Source organism: Marivita sp. (assembly GCF_020055675.1).
Taxonomy (GTDB): domain Bacteria; phylum Pseudomonadota; class Alphaproteobacteria; order Rhodobacterales; family Rhodobacteraceae; genus Marivita.
The window spans coordinates 169,696-191,802 of sequence record NZ_JAIPUS010000002.1 but is presented as its reverse complement, the minus strand read 5'-3'; the positions used below and the strand labels follow the sequence as shown (position 1 = coordinate 191,802).

Below are 22,107 nucleotides of genomic sequence, written 5' to 3'. Positions count from 1 at the left end.
CGCACATGGACAACGAGGCCGGCAAGACGGGCGCGATCCCCAGCAACTTGCGGCTCCTGCTGGTGATCGAACAGGTCGCGCGCGCCGGCGCACCGATCACCCCGACCGCCGCAAACGCGGTGCTGGGCCTGCCCAAGCCCACCATTCACCGGTTGTTCCAGACACTCGAGCAGGAAGGCTTTCTTCAGCGCGACATCGACGGACGCAGCTACGCTCCGGGCCCGCGCCTGCGTGAACTTGCCGGCGGGGTTCTGTCATCCCCGCGGATCCGTGCCGCACGTCAGGTCGTGCTGCGCAAGCTCAGCCGCGAGATCGGTGAAACCTGCAATATCGCGCTTCCTGACCGGGACGTCATGGTCTACGTCGAAAGGGTGGAAACCGAATGGCCGCTGCGCATTCAGCTCCCCATCGGGACCCGTGTGCCCTTTTACTGCACGGCCAGCGGCAAGATGTACCTGAGCACACTTGCGCCCAATCATCTCGACAAGTTCCTGGCGGCATCGCGGCTGGACGCGCATACGCCGAACACTTTGACCGAACCGGCCGCCTTGAAACAGGAAATGGCCGATGTCCGCGCACAGGGCTATGCGCTGGACAACGAGGAATTCATGCTGGACATGATCGCCATCGCGGTCCCGATCGCCGACAGCAATGGTCGGCTGATGGCAACGCTGTCCTTCCATGCGCCCACGCAGCGCTTCGACGCCGACAGGGCGCTGAGCTACCTCAGCGCGTTGCGCGATGCGGCGGTGGCATTGTCCGAGTTGACAATGACAGGAAATACCGATCCCGATCCGGCCTGAAAGACAGCTGGCAGCATTGGTCCGCGACGACGCCCCTCCGCGTTGAACTGGAACAACTCGACGGCCTTTGTGCGGAACCTGACTTGAACGCGCATTCGGGTCAGCACAAACAGGTGACCGGTCCATTGACAGGAGCGGCTTTGGCGGCTCGTTCAGGCGATCGCCGGTGCCGTTGCCGCGGTCAGGTCGAGCGTGCCGTTGTGATGGACGATTTCTCCGGCGCAAAGCGTCAGGATCACGCGGTCATTGGCATCGGTCACGAAGAGGTCGGCGCGCTTGCCCGGTCTGAGCTCCCCCCGGTCGGTCAGCCCCAGTGCCCTGGCCGGGTTGCAGGAGGCCAGCCGGACGGCCCCGGCCAGACCGGCGCGGTCATTGTTTGCCAGCGCCCGAACCGCGGCGAGGATGGCGCCGGGGTGATAATCAGAGGCGAGTATGTGCAACAGCCCGGCGGCGTGCAGGTCCCGCGCCGAAAGGTTGCCGGAGTAGCTCTGTCCGCGCATCGCATTGGGCGCACCCATGGCGGTCATGAGCCCGCGTTCGGCCGCGATCTGGGCGGCCTGCATTGTGACAGGGAACTCGGCGATCCGCGCCCCCAGATCGGCCATCATGCGGGCCTTCTCGACGGTATCGTCGTCATGACTGGCGAGGCTGACCCCATGGTCGGCACACATGCGCGACACAGCGGTCATGTTGCGCATCAGGACCTCTTGCGGGCGCGACCGGGTGGCGATCGTGGTGGTGACCTTCTGCCGGGCTTCGGTCTCTGATATTCCGTATTCGGCGGCCTTTGCCTTGATATGCGCTTCGATATTGCGGTACTGCCCCTGGCCCGGCGTGTGATCCATCAGCGATACTAGGTCCACATGCCCGTCATCGAGAAGCTTGCCCAGTACAGCGACGGCATTGTCGAAGGTGATGTCGAAGCGAGCGTGGATGCGGTGATCGACCCGGCAAGTGCGCCGCAGATCGTGCAACTCGCGGATAACCTTGTTGGTGTGTTCGCAGGAGCGGCGCTCGCCATCTACCGCCCCGTGCGAAAACGACACGGCGGCATAGGCCGTGGTGACGCCGGCGGCTGCAAGCCGCGCATCCAGCGAGGCGAGTGCCACCTCCATGGGAAAGTCCACGCGCGCTCGCGGTTCCAGCTCCAGCTCGATCATGTCGCCATGCATGTCGATGAAGCCGGGAAAGACGGTCAGACCCGGTCCGGTGACGCCACCGGGCATCGGGCGATCCACGATCTCCGCGATCCTGCCGGCCTCGATCCGCAACGATCCGCGCCGTAGAACGCGGTCGGCCAGGACCAAGGTTATATCAGAAAGCCACATCCGTCCGTTCTTTGTCATGGGGTGCCCCTCGGGTCTGGTTGACGACACGGTCGATTGGCTGGTCGACATCATCCGGGATGATGGAATACGCCAAGCATCGCGGTTCCGGCGTGTTTGAGTTTCTGGGCCGTGACCCCAGCGCCAACCGGACGCTTGCATCCAGCGAAGCGGTGGGATTGTCCTGCATCCTGAACGCCTGCGGCAGGATCAGCGCCGGCGCGGGGGTCATCTTTTGCTGTCTTGAGCAATGCTGTTGCGGTGCGTGGTTCACGTCTGGGTTGCCATCCGTATAAACATCCGAATGAATTTTGATTAGACCGCCGAGATGACAGTTGGGTGACAGTGCAGCAGGATTCTTCAGCGGGAGGCCACTTTTTTGGTAACGCCTGCGTTGGGTGGCGCGTGCCGTTCGGTGGGTCGCATGTATATCGGGTTCGGGCGGACAGGGCGCGGGCTGTACGAAACACTCAGCGCGGTCCAGCAGCCACGTCGCTGTTCCCGACACAAACCGACACAATACTTTCATGGCAATGTCATCGCGCCGTAGCGCGCCCGTCAGCAAAGCTTGGAATAGGGGCACGACAGTTCGCCAAAGGAGACCTGATATGGCTGCCCCCGTCATCGGCGCCGCGCTGCGCGTCGATCAACTCGCTGATTACCGTGATTGGTTGCTTGAAAAGCAGCGCGATCTGGAACTGCAAAGCTTTCATTCCGCCGAGGTGCTGACCGGTGACTGGCAGCCACTTGTCGAAGAGGCAAAACGCCTGCTGGACGGATATTCCGGCCGGCTGGGCATACACGGCCCGTTCATTGGGTTGAGCATCGCCTCGCCCGATCCGGATATCCGGGAGATCGTGGTGCGCCGCATGGATCATGGGCTGGATGTCTGTGCTGCCCTGGGCGCCACTCAAATGGTGATTCATTCGCCCTATACGACCTGGGGTCATAACAACTTCGACGACAAGCCCGGTGCCCGTGAGACGATCATCGCCAACGCGCAGGAGACCCTTGGCGGTACGGTGAGACGCGCCGAGGCGCTGGGCGTCACGCTCGTGATCGAGAACATCGAGGACAAGGACCCGGTCGACCGGCTGCGCCTGGCGCAGAGTTTCGACAGCACCGCGGTGCGCCTGTCCGTCGACACAGGCCATGCGCACTATGCGCACGGCTCAACGGGCGCGCCGCCGGTGGACTACTATGTGCACTCGGCAGGTGAAATGCTCGAACATATCCATCTGCAGGACGCCGACGGTTTTGCCGACCGGCACTGGGCGCTCGGTGAGGGCACGATCCGCTGGCATGCGGTGTTCCGTGCCATCGCGGCGTTGCAGGTCAAACCGCGCCTGATCCTGGAATTGCGCGACAAGGTCGGCATTCCGCCGTCCATGGCGTTGCTGGAATCGCTCGGACTTGGACAATAAGGATTCAGACAATGCTGAAATTCATCGTGCTCAGCGACCTTCACCTCGTGGACGAAGGCGAAACCTCGCAAGGGATGGACACGTATCGCCGCCTCGAAGAGGCGGTGGCATGGATCAACACCCGTCACGCAGACGCGGATTTCTGCGTCTTTGCCGGCGATCTGGCAGACATCGGCTTCAAGGGGGCCGTGCGCCCGTATGAACGCCTGAAGTCGGCCATTGGCCAGCTGGCCGTGCCGGCACATGTCACAATCGGCAACCATGACAGTCGGGCGACCTTTGCCGATGTCTTCGGCGCCGAAACCCAGGCTGAAACGGGGTGCATCGACAAGGTCGTCGATGCAGGTGGCTACCGCGTGATCCTGCTCGACAGCGTTGGGGAGGCGGAGGAGCACAGCCATGGCGGACAGCTCTCGCAGGCACAGCTGGACTGGCTTCGCAGACGGCTGGATGAGCATGCCGGCCCTGTCGTCGTGGTGCTGCACCACCATGCCAACCCGCTGCATGTGAAGGTCGACCGGATCATCCTGGAAAACGGCGAAGCCTTCGCGCAGGTCCTGAAAACCCATGATGACGTGCGCCAGATCATCGCCGGTCATGTGCATTTCACATCCTGCGGCCTTTGGCACGGGCTGCCCTTCACGACGTTGGCCGGCAATCACTACAGCGTTACCGTGCCGCTGGATGCCGAGGCCAGACCAGACTGGCTCTGGGGGCCGGGCCAGATGGCGATCGTGCTTGGCAACGAAGACCAGACGCTGGTCCATTTCGACAACTTCCTGGACGGGAACACAGTCCTGGCGTGACGCCTCCATGCCGCAGATGTGCGGGCCAGGCCGGGTGCCATGGCCCGCACACCTGGGAGTGTCATCTTCGCGATACAAAACTGATTCTTGGCGTCAAAAAAACTTGTCTCTTTCGTTGCAAAGCTGTGGCCGCGCTGTCGCCATTCCCGCCTAGCCTGACCGAGCCGCAGGTGCGGCACAGCATAATGACATCGGGGAAGTCTCAATGAAATCCACCTACATCAGCGCGTTTGCCGTGGCTGCCGTTCTTGGCGGTGCCGCGCAGGCGCAGGACAAGATCCAATTCGAATACTGGTATGGCCTCGGCGGCTATCTCGGGGACGTGGTGCAGTCCACCTGCGACCGGTTCAACGAAAGCCAGGACACCTACGAGATCACTTGCGTGGGCCAGGAAGGCTACGCAAACGCCGTGCAGAACACCATCGCCGCTTTCCGCGCCGATGAGCATCCGACACTCGTGCAGGCCTATGACGCCGGCACGGCCGACCTGATGATGTCAGGCGAATTCTACTCGGTCACCAAGATGATGGACGACTTCGACATCGAGATCGATTGGGACGATTACTTTCCGGGGATCGCCAACTACTACGCCGCCTCGACGGGGGAGCTGTTCGCGATGCCGTTCAACTCCTCCACGCCGATGATGTATTACAACATCGACGACCTTGAAGCGGCGGGCTTCGACGCGCCGCCGGCCACCTGGGAAGCGTTCGAGCAACTGCTCGTCGCGCTCGAAGAGGCACAGCCGGAAAAGTGCAACTACGCCTATGCCCCGTCGACATGGATCGATCTCGAGCAGCTCTCGATGGCTCACAACATTCCCGTCGCGACCAAAAACAACGGCTATGACGGGCTGGACGCGGAATACGTCTACAACACCACCCAGCATGTCACTCACATGGAGAACATCAAGCGCTGGCACGACGAGGGGTTGCTGGAATTGCGCACCTCTCAGGGTGGCCTGAATGCGCGCGACAGCTTTGCCCAGAATGAATGCTCGTTGTATTTCGGCTCCATCGCCGGGCACCAGACCGTGCACAACACCGCATCCGACGACATGAACTGGGATGTCGAAATGCTGCCCATCTACGAGGGCTTCGAGCGTCACAACACGGTCGTTGGTGGCGCCGCGCTCTGGGTGCTGTCGGGCAAGACGGAGAATGAGTATCGCGGAGCGGCCGAATACCTCAAGTTCCTCGCCACGCCGGAATCGTCGATCTACTGGTCGACCAATACCGGCTACATCCCGGTCAATGACACCGCCTACCAGGCGATGCTGGAGCAGGATTTCTGGGCCGAAGAGCCGTATGCCGGCCGCGAAAAGGCGATCGAGTCGCTCACCTACACCGAACCGACAGAGCTGACCGGCGGCATCCGGCTGGGCGGATTCATCCAGGCGCGCAGTGAATGGGTGAACGAGGTCCAGGCGGCGCTGGGCGGCGACAAGACGATGCAAGAGGCCCTCGATACCGCGGTCGAGCGGTCCAACGCGGTCCTGCGTCGCTTCGAGCGCACCTATCGCGGCAAGGAACTGCCCTGATCCGAAGGGTCCGTCGGCCGCCGCCTTCAGGGCCCGAGTTACACTCATCCCGTCCCGGGTTTTCCGGGGCGGGCCGTCATCCAAAACAGAGGGTCCGCGATGCGACGCGCCTATTTCAGGAACAACTGGATCGCCGCACTGGTGGTGGCTCCGCAGCTTCTGATCATCTTCGTCTTCTTTTACTGGCCGACCAGCCAGGCGCTTTACTGGGCGTTCACCTTCGAACAGCCCTGGGGTGGCGGCAACGAATGGGCGGGGTTCGAGAATTTTCGCAACCTGCTGACCGATGACCGCTATTGGCATTCGATCCGCGTTTCGATTGTCTACGCTGCTGGCGCCACGGTGCTGTCGATGTCGGCGGCCCTGATCCTTGCGGTTTTCGCCGACCGCCAGCTGCGCGGCTATCGCGCCTACCGAATCGGGGCGATCTGGCCCTATGCCGTCGCCGCGCCCGCCGTCGGGCTGGCGTTCCGTTTCATTTTCAACCCCAGCGCCGGGGTGATGTCCTATGTCAACGAGGCCTTTCCCGGCTTCTGGGATCCTATCCTGAACGGCGATCACGCGCTGATCATGGTGATGATTGCCGGGGCGTGGAAACAGGTCGCTTACAATTTCATCTTCTTTCTGGCCGGTCTGCAGGCCATTCCCCGCTCGCTGATCGAAGCCGGCGCCATGGACGGGGCGTCGATCCTGCGCCGGATGCGCGATATCCAGCTGCCGCTGCTGGCGCCGACCTTCTTCTTCGTGCTGGTGATCAACATCAATGACAGCTTCACCGACAGTTTCGGCATCGTCGACACCATGACCGCCGGAGGGCCGGCGCGGGCCACGAACCTGATGGTCTACAAGATTTACGTCGACGGGTTCCGGGGGCTCGATTATTCGGGCGCCGCCGCGCAATCGATCATCCTGATGCTTCTGGTGATCGCCCTGACCGTCGTCCAATTCCGCTACATCGAACGCCGGGTGCATTACACATGACGCAAACCGATCTTCCCCTCGTCGCCGCCGAGACGCCCCGCAACCTGTCCGCCCGCAAGCCTCGCCGCCCGGGACTGGTGGAGAACACGCCCGGCCTCGACATCGCCACGCATGTGATCCTGCTGCTGGGCATGTTCATGCTGCTGTTCCCAATGTATCTGGTGTTCAACGCCGCAACCCAGACACTGCAGGAGGTCAACGCGATCCCGTCACGGCTGACGCCCGGCGACCAGCTCTGGACAAATATCCAAGAGGCGTGGGTGACGCGCGACTTCGGACAGAAATTCCTGAATTCGCTCATCGTGGCAGTCGGCGTGGTCACGGGCAAGGTGGTGATCGCCTGCATCACCGCCTTCGGCATCGTGTTCTTCGACCACCGGTTGCGCATGCCGATCTTCTGGGCGGTGTTCATCACGCTGATGCTGCCGCTGGAAGTTCGGATCGTTCCCACCTACGCGGTCGCGGCCAATGCGCTGATGCCGTTTCAGGCGATCCTGGACTCGACCGGGCTCAGCTGGCTGATCAACACGGTTTCGGGCATCGAGGTCAATCTCGAATGGCGTATGCTCAACAGCTACACGGGTCTGATCCTGCCGCTCATCGCCACCGCCACCGGCACGTTTCTTTACCGCCAGTTCTTCCTGACCATCCCCGACGAACTGGTCGAGGCCGCCAAGATGGATGGCGCCGGTCCGCTACGCTTCCTGTGGGAGATCCTGGTGCCCTTGTCGCGCACCAACATCGCGGCGCTGGCCACCATCATGTTTGTCTTCAGCTGGAACCAGTATCTCTGGCCGCTGCTCATCATCACCGACCCGAGTTACGGCGTGGTGGCGGTCGAACTGGGCAAGCTGGTGCCGGACGCCAATACGACGGGCGGCGATATTCCGAAATGGAACATCGCGATGGCCGGCACGCTGATCGTGACGATCCCGCCGATCATCGTCGTCGTCTTCATGCAGCGCTGGTTTGTGCGCGGCCTTATCAACACCGACAAGTAGGAGCCAAGACATGGCCGATATCGACATCCGCGAAGTCCGCAAGTCCTATGGCAAGGACGAAGTGATCCACGGCGTCAACCTGCACATCGCCAATGGCGAATTCGTGGTCATCCTCGGCCCCTCGGGCTGCGGCAAGTCCACGCTGCTGCGCATGATCGCGGGGCTGGAAGACATAACCGACGGGGAGGTCGTGATCGGCGGATCCGTCGTCAACGACCTGGAGCCGCGGTACCGAGGCTGTGCGATGGTGTTCCAGAACTACGCGCTCTACCCGCATTTCAACGTGGCCGACAATATCGGCTACGCGCTCAAGGTCGCCGGCGTGAAAAAGGCCGAACGCATGGAGAAGGTCGCCGCCGTCGCGCGCTCTGTCGGGCTTGAGGACTTTCTGGACCGCAAGCCCGGGCAGTTGTCGGGCGGCCAGCGGCAGCGCGTGGCGATGGCCCGCGCGATCATCCGCGAACCCGGCGTTTTCCTGTTCGATGAGCCCCTGTCGAACCTTGACGCAAAGCTTCGGGTCCAGATGCGTCATGAAATCCGGCGCATCCACAGCCGCATCAAGGCGACCAGCGTCTTCGTCACCCACGACCAGCACGAGGGAATGACGCTGGCCGACCGGATGGTAATCATGAACAAGGGCACCATCGACCAGGTGGGCACACCGGCCGAAGTCTACCGGTATCCCGCGACGATCTATGTCGCGGGGTTCATCGGCTCCCCGGCGATGAACTTTCTGCCGGGCGAGATCGCTGCGGATCGCGCGGCGGTGATGCTCGGCGATGGCACCGCCATCCCGATCCCCGCGCAGGTCGCCCGTAACCGGGACCGGCAGATGGTCACGCTGGGCCTGCGGCCCGAGGATTTGACGCTTGGCGATGCGGGGGCCGGGACCGTCACCGCGCAGTTCGAATTCTATGAGGAAACCGGCGCCGCCGGCCTGTACCATCTGCTGATCGAGGATCTGCCGTTCCAGGTTCTGACCAAAGAGGCGCGACCGGTGCAAGAGGGCGCGCCGGTCGGTGTTGCCTTCGATTTCGACAAGCTGCACCTGTTCGACTCCGACAGCGGACAGCGGATCGACCTGCGGACCGAAACACGCGTTATGGAGGCGGCACAATGAAGCTCGCCAGCTACAACATCCAGTACGGCAAGGGCAAGGATGACCGCTATGATCTCAACCGCATCGTGGCAGAGCTTGGTGAGCCCGATCTGATCGCGCTGCAGGAAGTGGAGACGTTCACCCGGCGTTCCGGAATGGTGCACCAGGCCGAAGAGATCGCTGCGCGGCTGCCTCACATGCACTGGGTCTATGGGCCCGGTATCGACCTCGATGCCTCCGAAGTGGTTGACGGTCATCCGGTGCACCGCCGCCGCCAGTTCGGCAACATGGTGCTGTCGCGCTGGCCTATCCTGTCCTCGATCAACCACACCCTTCCCAAGATCGCGCTGCATTCGGTCTTTCATCTGCAGCGCACGCTGATCGAAACGGTGATCGACGCGCCCTCCGGCCCGCTGCGCTTCTGCTCGATCCATCTCGACCACGTCTCGCCGGACACGCGGCATGACCAGGTCACCTACATGATGGATATCCTGCTGCGCGGGCATGAACGCGGCGCATCGGCGGGCGGAATGGCCAATGCGGACTGGGCCGATGCCACCATGCCGCCGCAGCCGATGACGGCTATCGTCATGGGCGACATGAACTTCGAACCCGACGGCCCGGAATACACCCGGCTCGTAGGCGACCTATCGCAGAACCACGGCCGCACGGTCCGCGCCCACGGGCTCGCCGATGCCTGGGTGCTGGCGGGCCATGACGAAGCGGCCGGCGACACCATTCCCCGCGACGGCCGCGCGGCGCGGCGGATCGATCATTGCTTCCTCACCACCGACCTGGCCGAAACCGTGAAAGAGGCGCGGATCGGCGAGGCGGCGCAGGGCTCCGACCACCAGCCGATCTTCGTCACGCTCGACCGCGCCTGATGCGCGCCCCGACGCTGTCCTCGGCCCGCGCGCGGATGGGCGATCTGCGCGCGGTGCTCGCGATCCCGGCGTTTCGCGACTACCAGATCGGCAATCAGGCCCACACCGTGGGTTTTTGGATGCAGCGCATCGCCGTGGGCTGGACGACATGGCAGCTCACGGGGTCCGAGGCCTGGCTGGGCGCGGTCGCCTTTGCCGAGCTGTTCCCGTCGATCTTTACCGCGCTCTGGGGCGGGCGGCTGGCGGATCGGCACCCGTCGATGGCGGTGCTCATGTGGGTCGAGATCGCGACCGCCGGGGTATCGCTCGCGCTCGCCGCGTTGTGGGCGCTGGGTTTGCTGACCCCTTGGCTGATCGTGCTGCTTATGGCGGCGCTCGGGGCGCTGTCCGGGCTGGCCCTGCCGGCGCGCTTGTCGATGGCCTCTTGGCTGGCGCCGCCCGCGCTGCTGCCGTCGGCGCTGGCGATCAACTCGACCGGATTCAACCTTGCTCGGTTCCTTGGGCCGGCAGTGGCGGCGGCGATGATCGCCGTGGGCTGGCTTGGGGCGGTCTATCTCGTGACCACGTTGACGACCCTGGCCTTCGCTCTTGCGCTGTGGCGTTTGCGGGCTGTGCCTCGGCAATCGCCGGCGCGCGCGCCGCTGCCGCCGGCGACGACATGGGAGGTGTTCCGCGCCGTCGCCTTGACCCCCGTGGTGGCCGGGGTCATCGCGTTGCAGTTCGCCCAAGGCTTGCTGATCCGCCCGGCCTCGGAACTGTTCCCTGCCTTCGCCGAAGAAGTGTTCGCGCGCGGGGCGCAGGGCCTCGGGGCGCTGAACGCCAGCCTCGGCGTCGGCGCCATCGTCGGTGCGTTGGTCCTGTCCGGGGCGCGGGCGCCACGGGCGGCCCTGCGCCAAATCCTTAAACACAGCCTGATTTTCGCGGTGTCGCTTCTGGCCTTTGTCGCCACGCAGACCTACTGGCTGGCGCTGGCGATCCTGGTGCTGCACGGCATGGCCATGTCGGCCTCCAACATCGCTGCGCTAGCCTTCGTGCAGCTCAATACGCCGCAGGAACGGCTTGGACGGGTGCTCAGCTTGTACACCATCGTGTTCCGCGTGAGCCCCGCGCTGGGTGCGCTCGCCTTCGGGGTGCTGGCCGAAGCGGCGGGGCTGATGGCCTCCGGGCTTCTGCTTGGTGGACTGGGATTGATGATGACAATTGCGCTGGGGGTCTATGTCAGCCGGCCTGCAGCGCTCGAACGGGTGATGCAATGAACCAGATGGATATCCTGACCGGCGCGTGTGCCGCCGATACACCGCGCCCGCCCGGCGGGCTTGCGAAATTCGACGCGGATGGCGCGGTGCGCCGCACACCGGGCCTGACAACGCTGTGCCATATTGATCGAAGGTCCGAGGCCTTCGCCGCGCTGGTCAAGGCGCAGAATCTGCTGAAGGCCGGACCGCATGCGGACGGATTTGCCTGGTTGCCGCCCGACAGTTTTCACATGACGGTCTGGGACGGCGTGATCGACCATCGCCGGGGCCCTGGCGACTGGCCTTGCCACCTGCCCACAAACGCGCCCATTGACACGGTCGCAGCCGATTTTGCCCGCAGGCTCGACGGGTTCGCCGCGCCGCCGCGCTTTGTCATTCGCGCAACAGAGATCCGTGCCGGTTTTTCGGTCCGGGTCATCGGCGCCGACCCGGAACAGGAAGCCGCGCTTCGCGGAACGCGCGACGCGCTGTCCGAAAGGCTCGGCCTGCGCCGTACCGATCATGGGAGCTATCGCTTTCACATCACGCTGGGCTACCCGCTCCGCTGGCTGGAGTGGGATGCGGCGGCCTAGGTGGTGGCGCGCTCGGCCGATGCCTTCGCGCTGGCAGCCGACCGGCTGGAACGGATAGAGATCAGTCCTGTCGAATTCTGCCGGTTCGAGACCATGTATCGCTTCGACCCGCTTCGCATGCTGTGATCCCTTGCACCGGCAATGGCGGTCCGGGCGCTCTCCGTGTTGTGCCGGACCCTGTGCCGGCTCGTTCCGCCAATGGCAATCGCTGCGGCTGAGCGCCAACTGATCGGTTGTCCAGCGCCCGCGTGTCATACCCGCCAGGCCAAAAGCCGGCGTTCCGCCCAGGCGATGCCCGAACTGGTCACGACTCCCAGGGCCGACAGGATCACCACCCCGGCAAACAGCCGTTCCAGATCGTAGAGGGAACCGGCCTGCAAGATGTAGGCACCGATACCGTACTGGGCGCCCAGCATCTCGGCCGCGACGAGCAGAATGATGCCGATGGCCAAGCTGACGCGCAGGCCCGACAGGATGCCGGGCAGCACGATCTTGCGCAGGATCGAGCCCCACGCCAGGCCAAAGCTCTGACCCATGCGGATAAGCGTGCGGTCGACGTTGTCCACGGCGCCATAGGTGGACACCACCGTGGGCGTGAAGATGCCAAGCGCAATGAGCGCGTATTTGCTGCCCTCCTCGATGCCGAACCGGATCACGAACAGCGGCAACAGCGCAATCTTCGGGATCGGGAAAAGCGCCGCCACCAGCGGCACCAGCCCGGCACGCAGGATGCTGAACAACCCGATCAGCACCCCGACCACGATACCGGTGCTCACCCCCATCGCCGCGCCAAGGACCAGTCGGGTCAGCGACGGTGCCATGTGGGTCCAAAGCATGCCGCTGGTCCACAAGTCGCTGAATGTCGCCAGCACGTCGGACGGGCGCGGCAGCGTCAGGTTGGAAATCCACCCGGCGCGCGTGCCCCATTACACCAAGGCGATCAGGACCACGAAGGTGGCGATGCCGACACCGCGCACCCGCACGGGGCGGAATCCGCCGCCGCGATAGGGCACCGAACGCGCGCCGTTGTCGGTCGTGTCGCCCTGTGGAGCGGTGCGCTCAGGCATCGGCAAGCTCCGCGTCGGCGGCGGCCGCCTCGTCGCGCATCAACTGCCAAAGGCGCGCCTGTTGTTGGTCCAGCGCCGGGTCGCCCAAGCGGCGCCGGCCAAGCGGTGTGTCGATCTCGACGATCTCGCGGATCACGCCGGGCCGGCGCGACAGCACCATGATCCGGTGGCCCAGGCGCACTGCCTCGGCCAGGTTGTGGGTGACATAGACGGCGGTGAACGGCTCTCTTGTCTATAACGAGACAAGATCATCCATCAGAAGCTCGCGGGTCTGGCTGTCGAGCGCCGAAAGCGGCTCATCCATCAGCATGACGGCCGGAGAAACGGCCATCGCGCGGGCGATGGCGACACGCTGCTTCATGCCGCCCGAAAGCTGCTTGGGCAGGGCGTCGCGGAACTCGGTCAGGCGCGTGCGCGCCAGCACGTCGTCGATGATGCGGGTCATCTCGGACCGCGTCAGGTGTTTGTCTTCCAGCACCAGCCGGATGTTGCCTGCCACGCTGCGCCGGGGCAGCAGCACGAAGTCCTGGAAGATGTAGGTCAATGGGTTCAGGCAGCCCACGGGCTGCGCCCCTTGTTGCAGAACCGCGCCGCGCTCGGGCACCTCGAGCCCGCCGAGAAAGCATGAAGATTTGATGACCGGCGTTGTCGACCTGGCGCGGATAGGGCACAAGCGATCAGGTTAACAGCGTGACCATAGCGGGGGCTGCGTGAGTATCGTCATTTCCGGCCTGTGCAAGGCGTTCGGCGGCCAGGCCGCTGTCGATGGGGTTTCAATAGACCTTGCGGCAGGCGAATTCCTGGTGGTTCTGGGTCCGTCGGGCTGTGGCAAGTCGACATTGCTTCGCCTGATCGCCGGCCTCGACCGTCCCGATACCGGGGAGATCCACATCGACGGGCAGTGCATCGCCGGGCCGGGAATCCAGATGCCTCCAGAGGACCGGGCCGTGGGCGTCGTCTTCCAGTCCTACGCGCTCTGGCCGCACATGAGCGTGCGCGACAACGTGGCATTCCCGGCCGAGGCGCGCGGGCTGTCGCGGGCCAAGGCGCGATCCGAAGCCGACAACCATCTAGCGACGGTAGACCTCACTGGATTCGCGGACAGGGTGCCGGCGGCCCTGTCGGGTGGACAAAGACAACGGACCGCCCTGGCGCGCTGCCTTGCCGGGGGCGCCCGCACAATCCTGATGGACGAGCCGCTGGCAAATCTCGACCCGCATCTGCGGGCACGGATGGAGGCCGAGATTGCCGGGTTTCACCGCGAAACCGGGGTGACGACGTTGTATATCACCCATGACCAGCGCGAAGCGATGGCGCTGGCCGACCGCATCGCCGTCATGGACCGTGGCCGGTTCCTGCAGGTCGCGCCACCCCAAGAGATCCACGACCGCCCGGTCAGCGAAAGCGTGGCGCGGTTCATCGGGCGTGCGGCGGTGCTTGACGCGGCGATAGACTGGTCCAGTGCGGCTTTGACGGCGCAGGTGGGTCCCTTTTGCGCTATCGCGGAAGGCGCAACACAGACAGGGCCGGCACGCATCGTTATCCGGCCCGGCGATGTCACACTGACTGATCCGGGTGGCGCGGACGCCCCCGCCTGCCTGCGCGATGTCTTCTATCGCGGCGGCACATGGGAAGCCCTGGCCGAGGTGGAGGGACTCTCCGAGCCGGTGCCCGTATCGGCCGCCAGCCCGCTGCGCAATGGTGACAGGCCGGGCCTGTATTTGCGTTCGGCCTGGGTTCTGCCGGGCTGAGCGCTAGTTCAGAGCCGCCAAGGCACCACGCCGGATGGCAGGTGCCGGCCAGCCCGGTCAAGCGCCAGCATCAGACCCACCGTCGCCAGGACCGTGATGCAGGACATCGCCGCCGCGAGCGTGGTATAGCCGCCATCCTCGTAGTTGAAGATCGTCGTTCCGATTGTCTCGTTGCCGGTCGACCACAGCAGCGCCGACACCGTGACTTCGTTATAAGCGGTAAGGAACATCAGGATTGCGCCAGACGCCGCCGCAGGCGCAAGAAGCGGGCCGAAGATCCGCCGGATCCGCTGTCCGAAGCGGGCCCCCGACACCCGGGCCGCATCGTCGAGCGCCGGGTCGAGCTGCCCGAAGGCGGCCGTTACAGGTTTGAGCGCGATCGACAGGAAGGCCGTCAGGTAGGCAAGAAAGATGATGCCGAGCGTGTTGTAAAGCGACAGGCCGATCACTGGCAGCGGCCGGATGAAGGCCAGGATGAACGCCACCGAGATCACCAGCCCCGGGATGGCGTAGCCCAGATCGGCCAAGGTCGCGAAAGCCGTGCCGACGCGCCGGGGCAGCCAGGCCGCGCGGCCCAGGAAATACGCGATCAGCACCGACACGCCCGCCAGTACCGCCGCTGCGGCACCCGCCGTCAGCGTCGAGTTCAAGAAAGCGCGCAAGGTCGAGGCTTGCCGGAACAGGATTTCTGCAAAGTTCGACAGGGTCATGGTGTCGGGTGTCAGCGGCAATCCGTATGTGCGCACCAAAGCCGTCGCCGTGAGCGCCGCCAGAGGCAGCAGCAGCGTGGCCGCCACGTAGACGAACAGTGCGCCCGCAACCAGCGGCCGTCCCCGGCCCAACATGATCTGAAGGGGGGGCTGTGGCGGGCCGGTCACCTGCGCGCGCATCCGACGCGCCAGCCACATCTGCACCGCGATGGCGAGGCAGGCCACGGCAGCAAGAATGATGGCGATGACCGCCATGTCGGTCAGCACGCTTGGCCCGAAGCTGGACAGGCGGCGCCAGATCAGCACGGGCAGGGTGGTGTAGCGCGCCGGAATGCCAAGGATCGCCTGTATTCCGAAATTTCCCAGCGCCGAGACAAAGGCCAGCATGAAACCCGCGACAAGCGTCGGCGCCAGAAGCGGCAGCAGGATACGCCGCAGCAGCCGGACGGGCCTTGCGCCGGCGATGCGCGCGGCCTCGACCATCTCGCGCGGCAGGCTCTTGAGCGCGGCGAGGACAACGAGGAAAACCAGCGGCATGTGCTGGACCGTCAGCAGGAGCATCACGCCGAACGGGGTATGGAGCGGATGTGGGCTGCCCGCCGGCGGGGCGATCCCCAGCGTGGTGAGCACCGGGCTGCCGGGGCCGAGCGCCTGAACCCAGGCGATTGCGGTGACCTGCGGCGGGATCATCATCGGCAACAACAGCAGGAACACCCACACGCCCTTGCGCCGCACATCCGTCAGGCCCATCACCAATGCCAGCACGGTGCCGATCAGCGTTGCCACAAGCGCGGAGACGGCCGAGGATTCAAGGCTGTTCCAGGCTGCACGCTGCACCGACCGGCTGCCAAGCGCGTCCACCAGGGGTCCGAGACCGGGAACGCCCCCCTCGCTCAGCCCGACCCGCAGCAGCAGTCCCAGCGGGAAGACGAAGAGCGCCAGCCCGAAAAGCACCAGCGCGGCGAGGGTCACCCCTTCGCCGCGCCGCATGTCAAAAAGCGCGCGTGGCCGCGCCATGTCAGCCTCCGAAGATGTCAATGAAGCGCTGCTTGTTCTCCATGTCGTTTGCCAGTGCCTGCGCCGGGTCGAAGTCGATCAGCTTGATCTCGTTGCGCGGCGGAAAGCCTTCGGGCGGCGTGATCGCCGGATGCGCCGGCAAGTAGCCCTGATCGGCCGCCAGTTGCTGGCCCTCGGGCGACAGCAGAAAGTCGATGAAGGCTTTCGCCGCGTCGGGATTGCGGGCGGTGGACAGGATCGCCGCAGGCTCAGTCACCGCTGACACGCCTTCCTCGGGGAAGACGAATTCGACTGGTGCACCGTCCAGCTTGTTGCGGATCGGCAGGAAGTCCACGACGAAGCCGTAGAGCTTTTCACCGCCCGCCACGGCCCTGTAGGTGCCGCCGTTGCCACCCTCGGGGATGGCGCCCTGATCGGCGAGGCCTTCATAGAGGTCCCACCCCAGATCGGGATGCGCCGTCAGCGCGGCCATGTGGATGGTCGCGGCCCCCGAAGTGAGCGGCGAGGGCATGGCGATCTGGCCCTGCGCTTCGGGCTTGAGCAGGTCGAGATAGCTCGACGGGATCATCTCGGCGGCGGTGTTGTAGACGATGCCGGTGGTGATCAGCTTGGTCGAGAAGTAGTGCCCCTCATCATCCATGATCGCCGGGTCGTAGGCGGAAATGTCGGCCTCGGGATAGGCCATCAGGCGGCCCTCAGCCTCGAGCCCCTCCATCGTGACCATGTCGGCGATCAGAAGAACGTCGGGCTGCGCGTTGCCCGCTTCGAATTCAGCGCGCAGCTTGGCCATCACGCGGGTGGTGCCGTCGCGGAACCACTCGACCTCGACGTCGGGATGGGCGGCCTGGAAGGCATCGACCGTCGCTTGCGCGTCAGCATTGGGCTGCGAGGTATAGAGCGTCAGTGTGCCGGAGACGTCCTGTGCCGCCAGCGGCGCGCCGACGACGGCTGCAAGGGCAGCGACGGAAAACATACGGGTCATGATGGTGGCTTCCTCTTTTCATGGGTCTCAGTGGCGCCTGTTTAGATCCTGCATGTGTCGTTTTCTTGAATGTCGGCGCAAGCCCGTTCAATGCCAAAACCTGTCGATTGAGTTGGAAAAGGCGTCCCGAACCCTTGGGGCAACGGGACAGCGGAAATTGGTCGGTCCAGACCCCGATCCCGGTTCAATGGCGGGTCGTGGCAATCGGTGGGAAAATCTGGCTTGCCGTCGCTCGACCACTCCACATGCCGCAAGATGCACGAATGGCAGAAATGCGAAAATCGAGGCGAGATGCGCGTGGCATGATCGTCGGAACGCTTTACAGGAAACTGGATCATGCGATCACGTCGCGGAAAGCGGTGATCAAAGGGACTGTCTAAGGTATTGCCGCCTGCTTGAACTCAGACATCGTCGAGATCGATCCGATCTGCGATCTCCGGCGCGATCAGCCCGGCGTGCAGTGCCAAAAGGATCAGCTTTGCGTCCAGCGTGTCACCGTCATCTAGTGCGGCTTCCACGCGGGTGTCGATGCGATCGGCATCCTGCGAGCTGTTGCTGGTCGCAAACTGTTCATGCCCGAGCATGCAATAGGCCAGCAACTGTGAGGCCTCGGCGAAAGCCACGTCCTGATTCCTGGGGCCGTCCTCCCGCGTGTTGAGCCTTATCACGGTCAGCTTGACGGGCTCCGGCACAAGTAGCGGATGCACGCCGGATCCTCGGAGCGCGTCATCAAGGGCGCGGATGGCGGCAGAGGGACCCAGCATGTCGAAAAGGCGAAACATGGGGGCGGTCCTATCAGGTTTTCGGCGCGCCGACATCTCTATTTCGGCATGCCGGTGGATGATGCGCGCGGTGATCCGCGCCAGCAGATATGTCTCTTGGGTCTTGACGTTGCGCGCCGAGGAACCGAGCCGTGCCATTGGCCAGAACGCGATCGGTCTTGTCCGCACTCTGGCAGGCATGCCCTGCGTTGCAGCGGTTTTTCTTCATCCGGGCTGTCGCCTTCGTGCTCAGGTTCCAGACCCTAGGACGCCTGTCTTGCCTCGCGCCGTATTATGATGATCCCGCTGGCAGCGATGATGGCCGCCCCCGATATTGTCCAGGCCATTGGAATGTCGCCCCAGATCAGCCAACCCAATCCGGTGGCCCATATCAGCGCCGTGTAGTCGAACGGGGCAACGATAGCGGCGGGCGCCATGCGAAAGGCTTGTCCGATCAGCGCGAGGCCAAGGCTTCCCGAGACGGCGATCCCGACGAACAGCCCGAGATCGCCCTGCTGAACCGGGCTCCAGTTCATGACGGCAAAGGGCGCTGCGTAAATCATTGGAAACAGCATGGCGAAGAGCATCATGGTCCAAAGCCTTTCGGCGCGGTCGATCCAACGCGCACTGATCATGAAGACGGCATAGCACAGTGCCGTTCCGACTGGCAGAATGGCGGACAACTGGAACGCAGCGCTGCCGGGGCGCACAACCACGAGAACACCGACGAACCCCAGAAGCACGGCGCCCCAGCGCCGCCAACCGACATGCTCGCCCAGAAGTGGCACCGAAAGCGCGGTTATGAAGATCGGGGCCGAAAAGACCAGTGCCGTTGCCTCGGCCAGGGGCATATAGATCAACGCCGTGAAATACAGCGCAGCGCCCGCGACCATCAGCGCCCCGCGCAGGGCATGCAATCGAAGGTGCCTTGTGCGCAGGCTGGCTGTGCCGAAGGCGGTCAGTATCACGGCACCGATAATCGGGACCGCGATCAGATTGCGCAAGAACACGATCTGAATCGGCGTGTAGCGATCGGTCAGAAGCTTGGCGATCGCATCGTTGATCACCAGAAACGCCACGCCGGCGCAGATGGTCAGGATTGCCAGCGGTGTTTCGCGGGCGTTCAAGGCAGCGAGAGTGCGCATTCCGGTTCCATATCAGATAATTGGCCTGACCGGGCTATCAGATACACCGGATGGATACGAGCCTGTCGTGTTCCATGCCCCGCGTCTCCGGGCCTTGAGAGCCAACGGGTAGAGCATGGGGCTGGTCTTCATCACCAACGATTTGCGGTTGATCTTTTCCACTTGTGACCGGCTTCTCGTGCGCTGTGCCGGGCGTTGCTGGATGCGGGCGCCCCGAGGAGATCGCAGCGCAGCCGCGCGCGCCCTGAAAAGCGGGCCTACGTCCTTCAGAGCCACCTTCAGTGGCAACCGACCCGGGGATTCACACGCTGCCGAGCGAGCGGCGCAAGCGGATATCGGTCGGCAGCTTGACGCTGGCCGGGGAGGTTCTCTCACGCAGCATCTCGATCAACATTTCTGCCGCGCGGCGCCCCATTTCGCGGTGGGGCACATGCACGGTGGTCAGTGCTGGTTCGGCCAGCATGGCGATCTCGATATCGTCAAAGCCGGTGATCGACACATCACCCGGCACGTCGAGACCCATGTCACGCGCCGCGCGGAGGGCCCCGATGGCCAGAACATCGTTGACGCACATGACCGCGGTGGTTTCAGGGGCCGAAGCCATTACCTGCCTGAATGCGATTTCACCTCGCTCGATTCCGTAGGGCGTCTCGATCAATGTCATCGCGTCGACCGGCAAACCCGCTTCTGACATGACCTGGCGAATGCCCTCGACCCGGCCGCGAGCGCGGTCATTGGATGCGGTCGGCGCCGTGATACAGGCGATGTTGCGGTGGCCTTTACCGATCACGAGACGGGCGAGGTCCCCCATGGCCGCGCGGTTGTCAAAGCCGATGGCGGGGTGATCCTTCTGTTTCGAATAGGACCATGCGATAAGCTTCGGTACGGCGCGCTGCGACAGGAAGTCATAGAGCTCCGGGCTCCTGTCGTACCCGATGAGCAGAAGGCCATCGGCACCGCGGGCCACCAGCGCGCGCACCTGTTCCTCTTCCAAACAGGCCTGGTATGCGGAGGAGGAAATGAGAAGCGTTTTCCCGTGGCGTCCCAATTCTTCCTGAAACGCCTGGATGCCCCGGGCGAAGACGGCGTTTTCCATCGTGGGAATGACAGCACCTACCGTGTTCGTCTGTTTGGCCGCCAAGGCGCGGGCCCCGAAATTCGGAGCGTAGCCAAGGTCTGAAACGGCCTTGAGCACCCGCTCCCGCGTTGCGCCCGATACCAGATCGGGTGAGTTGAGGCAGCGCGAGACGGTTGCCGTCGACACATCCGCGCGCCGGGCAACGTCGGCCAGTGTGGGAATGGTGGGTCCGGTCGGTGAAACGGCCATGGAGCAGGTGCTTTCCTTGCAGCCTCGAGGTGCCTTTCGGGGGGCGAGTGGGGCGAAGGTGCTGCCACTGTTCGGTCCCGCAGGCAACGATCACCGCTATCAATAACGGACTCCCGTATGTTTTGGAAGCCGGATGAAAGGGCTTGCATGAAAATATGTAAGCGCTTACTTTTTTCTTGATTCGCCGGAATTTCGGGCGGCAGGGAGGGGAAATGCCGTACATTGTTGCGCTTGTTCTGGTTGCAATGTTCACCGTGAATGTGACCGTCAGCGCGTTGGGGAATGCACCCGCCGTAGGCAATGTGGCCGAGATGGTGATCCTGCTTGCGGCGGCGGTCGCGTACTCGGTGGGCATTCTCAGGAGCGAGGCCCGCGAGAAGACCCGCAAGGAGGCGGATGAGACGGACCCGGCAGAAGGCCCGTCCATCAACACGGATATGCGGTAAGGCCGATCTAACGGCAAAATGATCCAAAGGGAGGACTAGACATGGATAAATCGGAACAACAGCTGGCTTCGGTCGGGCGTCGGAATTTTCTGAAATTGACGGCGTCGGGTGGGTTCACCGCCGCCATGATGGCCGGGGCCGCCGGTGTGCTCTGGTCTGATCAGGCCGTCGCACAGACCGCGGCCGAAGAGCGCGATCGCGAAGCCGCCGCCGACCATGTCATGACGCTTGCCACCGCCTATGTTCTGGGCGCGACACGCAGCTATCCGATCATGCAGCTGGATTTGAAGGAAAACATCCAGAACATGACCAATGGCAAAGTTTATGTGAAGCTGGCACCAGGGGGGCAGCTGGGTGCCGGTGGCGCGCTTGCACAAGCGGTACAAGGCGGCACGATCCAGTGCGCGCAGCACTCGCTGTCGAACTTTGCGCCCTTCGCGCCTGTCGTGGACCTGATCAACCTGCCGTATTTCTGCGGCTCGAACCAGCGGTTCACGAACCTGACAAGCTCGGACACCTGGAAGGCCGAGGTCGATCCCAAGATCGGCGCATCCGGTTTCAAGGCGCTCATGTATATCGTGATCGACCCGCGCGTTGTCGCGGTGCGCCAGGGGGGTGATGCGATCCTCACGCCGGGTGACATGTCGGGCGTCAAGTTCCGCGTGCCGGGCTCCAAGATGCTCCAGCAATACTACGGCATGGTCGGCGCGAACCCGACGCCGGTAGCCTGGGGCGAGACGCCCTCGGCGATCCGTCAGGGCGTGGCAGACGCGCTCGACCCGTCGGTCGGCGCGCTGCATGTCTTCGGCTTTGGCGAAATCCTGAGCCACGTGACATTCACGCAGGCCGTGCCGGATAGTCAGGTCTACTCGATCAACCTCGAATGGTTCGAGGGCCTGCCGGTGGATGTCAGGGAAGGCATCGAATTCGCCGGGGAGGTGACCCAGCAACAAAACCTCGCGAAGGTGCCTTCGTCCCGGTCCTATGCCATGTCGCAACTGATTGCCAATGGCGTGGAGTTCCACTCGCTCAGTGACGACCAACTGGCGGAATGGCAGGACGCGGGCGGCTACCAGAACAGTGAATGGGACGACTTCAAGACCGATCTCGCGGGCTCGATGGAGACATTCGCGAAACTCGAGGAAGCCGCCGGCACCCTTGGTCGCTACTACGTGCACGACGCGTAAACCCCCGGTCGCCGGCGCAGCCC

Annotated in this window: 21 protein-coding genes and 2 pseudogenes; 14 read left to right on the top strand and 9 right to left on the bottom strand. The window is 63.9% G+C overall.

Annotated elements, in window-relative coordinates:
* The first annotated feature begins 5 nt into the window (after positions 1-5).
* Entirely contained in the window at positions 6-803 is a 798-nt protein-coding gene (locus LCF59_RS02785; RefSeq protein ID WP_292285352.1) for an IclR family transcriptional regulator, read from the top strand.
* Between the two features lie 152 nt (positions 804-955).
* Here the strand turns inward: LCF59_RS02785 and LCF59_RS02780 are convergent, their stop codons facing one another.
* Together LCF59_RS02780 and LCF59_RS02775 are read right to left on the bottom strand one after the other, a co-directional pair.
* The gene (locus tag LCF59_RS02780) at positions 956-2,149 is read right to left on the bottom strand and encodes an alpha-D-ribose 1-methylphosphonate 5-triphosphate diphosphatase (RefSeq protein WP_292285351.1); all 1,194 of its coding nucleotides are present in this window, start codon (positions 2,147-2,149) and stop codon (positions 956-958) included.
* Positions 2,118-2,360 carry a hypothetical protein gene (locus LCF59_RS02775; protein ID WP_292285349.1) on the bottom strand — a complete coding sequence of 81 codons (243 nt, stop codon included), beginning with the start codon at positions 2,358-2,360 and terminating at the stop codon, positions 2,118-2,120. The genes LCF59_RS02780 and LCF59_RS02775 overlap by 32 nt, the downstream gene beginning before the upstream one ends.
* A 376-nt stretch (positions 2,361-2,736) precedes the next feature.
* Between LCF59_RS02775 and LCF59_RS02770 the strand changes: the two genes are divergently transcribed.
* From LCF59_RS02770 to LCF59_RS02725, 10 genes are all read left to right on the top strand, one after another.
* Positions 2,737-3,552 carry a sugar phosphate isomerase/epimerase gene (locus LCF59_RS02770; protein ID WP_292285347.1) on the top strand — a complete coding sequence of 272 codons (816 nt, stop codon included), beginning with the start codon at positions 2,737-2,739 and terminating at the stop codon, positions 3,550-3,552.
* 11 nt (positions 3,553-3,563) lie between these two features.
* Positions 3,564-4,358: a metallophosphoesterase gene (locus LCF59_RS02765; protein ID WP_292285344.1), complete on the top strand. Its 795-nt coding sequence runs from the start codon at positions 3,564-3,566 to the stop codon at positions 4,356-4,358.
* Between the two features lie 205 nt (positions 4,359-4,563).
* The gene (locus tag LCF59_RS02760; protein ID WP_292285342.1) at positions 4,564-5,898 is read left to right on the top strand and encodes an extracellular solute-binding protein; all 1,335 of its coding nucleotides are present in this window, start codon (positions 4,564-4,566) and stop codon (positions 5,896-5,898) included.
* Positions 5,899-5,997: 99 nt separating this feature from the next.
* A complete protein-coding gene (locus LCF59_RS02755; RefSeq protein ID WP_292285340.1) occupies positions 5,998-6,879 on the top strand; it encodes a carbohydrate ABC transporter permease in 882 nt (293 codons plus the stop codon).
* Entirely contained in the window at positions 6,876-7,880 is a 1,005-nt protein-coding gene (locus LCF59_RS02750) for an ABC transporter permease subunit (RefSeq protein ID WP_367273336.1), read from the top strand. The genes LCF59_RS02755 and LCF59_RS02750 overlap by 4 nt, the downstream gene beginning before the upstream one ends.
* Positions 7,881-7,890: 10 nt before the next feature.
* A complete protein-coding gene (locus LCF59_RS02745) occupies positions 7,891-9,000 on the top strand; it encodes an ABC transporter ATP-binding protein (RefSeq protein ID WP_292285337.1) in 1,110 nt (369 codons plus the stop codon).
* A complete protein-coding gene (locus tag LCF59_RS02740; RefSeq protein WP_292285335.1) occupies positions 8,997-9,863 on the top strand; it encodes an endonuclease/exonuclease/phosphatase family protein in 867 nt (288 codons plus the stop codon). Before LCF59_RS02745 ends, LCF59_RS02740 begins: the two co-directional genes overlap by 4 nt.
* Positions 9,863-11,119, top strand: coding sequence for an MFS transporter (locus tag LCF59_RS02735; RefSeq protein WP_292285333.1), 1,257 nt, complete (start codon positions 9,863-9,865; stop codon positions 11,117-11,119). Before LCF59_RS02740 ends, LCF59_RS02735 begins: the two co-directional genes overlap by 1 nt.
* On the top strand, positions 11,116-11,691 hold the full coding sequence (locus LCF59_RS02730) for a DUF1868 domain-containing protein (RefSeq protein ID WP_292285332.1): 576 nt from the start codon (positions 11,116-11,118) through the stop codon (positions 11,689-11,691). The genes LCF59_RS02735 and LCF59_RS02730 overlap by 4 nt, the downstream gene beginning before the upstream one ends.
* Entirely contained in the window at positions 11,692-11,817 is a 126-nt protein-coding gene (locus LCF59_RS02725; protein ID WP_292285330.1) for a hypothetical protein, read from the top strand. It begins immediately after the preceding gene.
* A gap of 125 nt (positions 11,818-11,942) precedes the next feature.
* Here LCF59_RS02725 and LCF59_RS02720 read toward each other — a convergent pair.
* Together LCF59_RS02720 and LCF59_RS02715 are read right to left on the bottom strand one after the other, a co-directional pair.
* Positions 11,943-12,758: pseudogene (locus LCF59_RS02720) on the bottom strand (ABC transporter permease).
* Positions 12,751-13,413: pseudogene (locus tag LCF59_RS02715) on the bottom strand (ABC transporter ATP-binding protein); the annotation flags it as partial. The pseudogenes LCF59_RS02715 and LCF59_RS02720, both read right to left, overlap by 8 nt.
* 55 nt (positions 13,414-13,468) lie before the next feature.
* On the opposite strand from LCF59_RS02715, the gene LCF59_RS02710 reads away from it, so the two are divergent.
* Positions 13,469-14,509: an ABC transporter ATP-binding protein gene (locus LCF59_RS02710; protein WP_292285328.1), complete on the top strand. Its 1,041-nt coding sequence runs from the start codon at positions 13,469-13,471 to the stop codon at positions 14,507-14,509.
* A gap of 8 nt (positions 14,510-14,517) precedes the next feature.
* On the opposite strand, the gene LCF59_RS02705 is transcribed toward LCF59_RS02710, so the two are convergent.
* The 5 genes from LCF59_RS02705 to LCF59_RS02685 all read right to left on the bottom strand — a co-directional run bounded on the left by LCF59_RS02705 (position 14,518) and on the right by LCF59_RS02685 (position 20,451).
* Positions 14,518-16,236, bottom strand: a complete 1,719-nt coding sequence (locus LCF59_RS02705) for an iron ABC transporter permease (RefSeq protein ID WP_292285326.1) — start codon at positions 16,234-16,236, stop codon at positions 14,518-14,520.
* 1 nt (position 16,237) lies between these two features.
* Positions 16,238-17,218 (bottom strand): ABC transporter substrate-binding protein, encoded by a 981-nt coding sequence (locus tag LCF59_RS02700; protein WP_292285324.1) that lies wholly within the window; start codon positions 17,216-17,218, stop codon positions 16,238-16,240.
* 401 nt (positions 17,219-17,619) lie between these two features.
* Positions 17,620-18,168: a hypothetical protein gene (locus LCF59_RS02695; RefSeq protein WP_292285322.1), complete on the bottom strand. Its 549-nt coding sequence runs from the start codon at positions 18,166-18,168 to the stop codon at positions 17,620-17,622.
* Positions 18,169-18,242: 74 nt separating this feature from the next.
* Positions 18,243-19,124: a DMT family transporter gene (locus tag LCF59_RS02690; RefSeq protein ID WP_292285320.1), complete on the bottom strand. Its 882-nt coding sequence runs from the start codon at positions 19,122-19,124 to the stop codon at positions 18,243-18,245.
* Between the two features lie 301 nt (positions 19,125-19,425).
* Positions 19,426-20,451 carry a LacI family DNA-binding transcriptional regulator gene (locus LCF59_RS02685; RefSeq protein ID WP_292285318.1) on the bottom strand — a complete coding sequence of 342 codons (1,026 nt, stop codon included), beginning with the start codon at positions 20,449-20,451 and terminating at the stop codon, positions 19,426-19,428.
* Positions 20,452-20,663: 212 nt separating this feature from the next.
* On the opposite strand from LCF59_RS02685, the gene LCF59_RS02680 reads away from it, so the two are divergent.
* On the top strand, positions 20,664-20,897 hold the full coding sequence (locus LCF59_RS02680; protein ID WP_292285316.1) for a hypothetical protein: 234 nt from the start codon (positions 20,664-20,666) through the stop codon (positions 20,895-20,897).
* Positions 20,898-20,938: 41 nt separating this feature from the next.
* Complete coding sequence (locus LCF59_RS02675; RefSeq protein ID WP_292285314.1) at positions 20,939-22,084, top strand: TRAP transporter substrate-binding protein; 1,146 nt, start codon at positions 20,939-20,941, stop codon at positions 22,082-22,084.
* Positions 22,085-22,107: the final 23 nt, after the last annotated feature.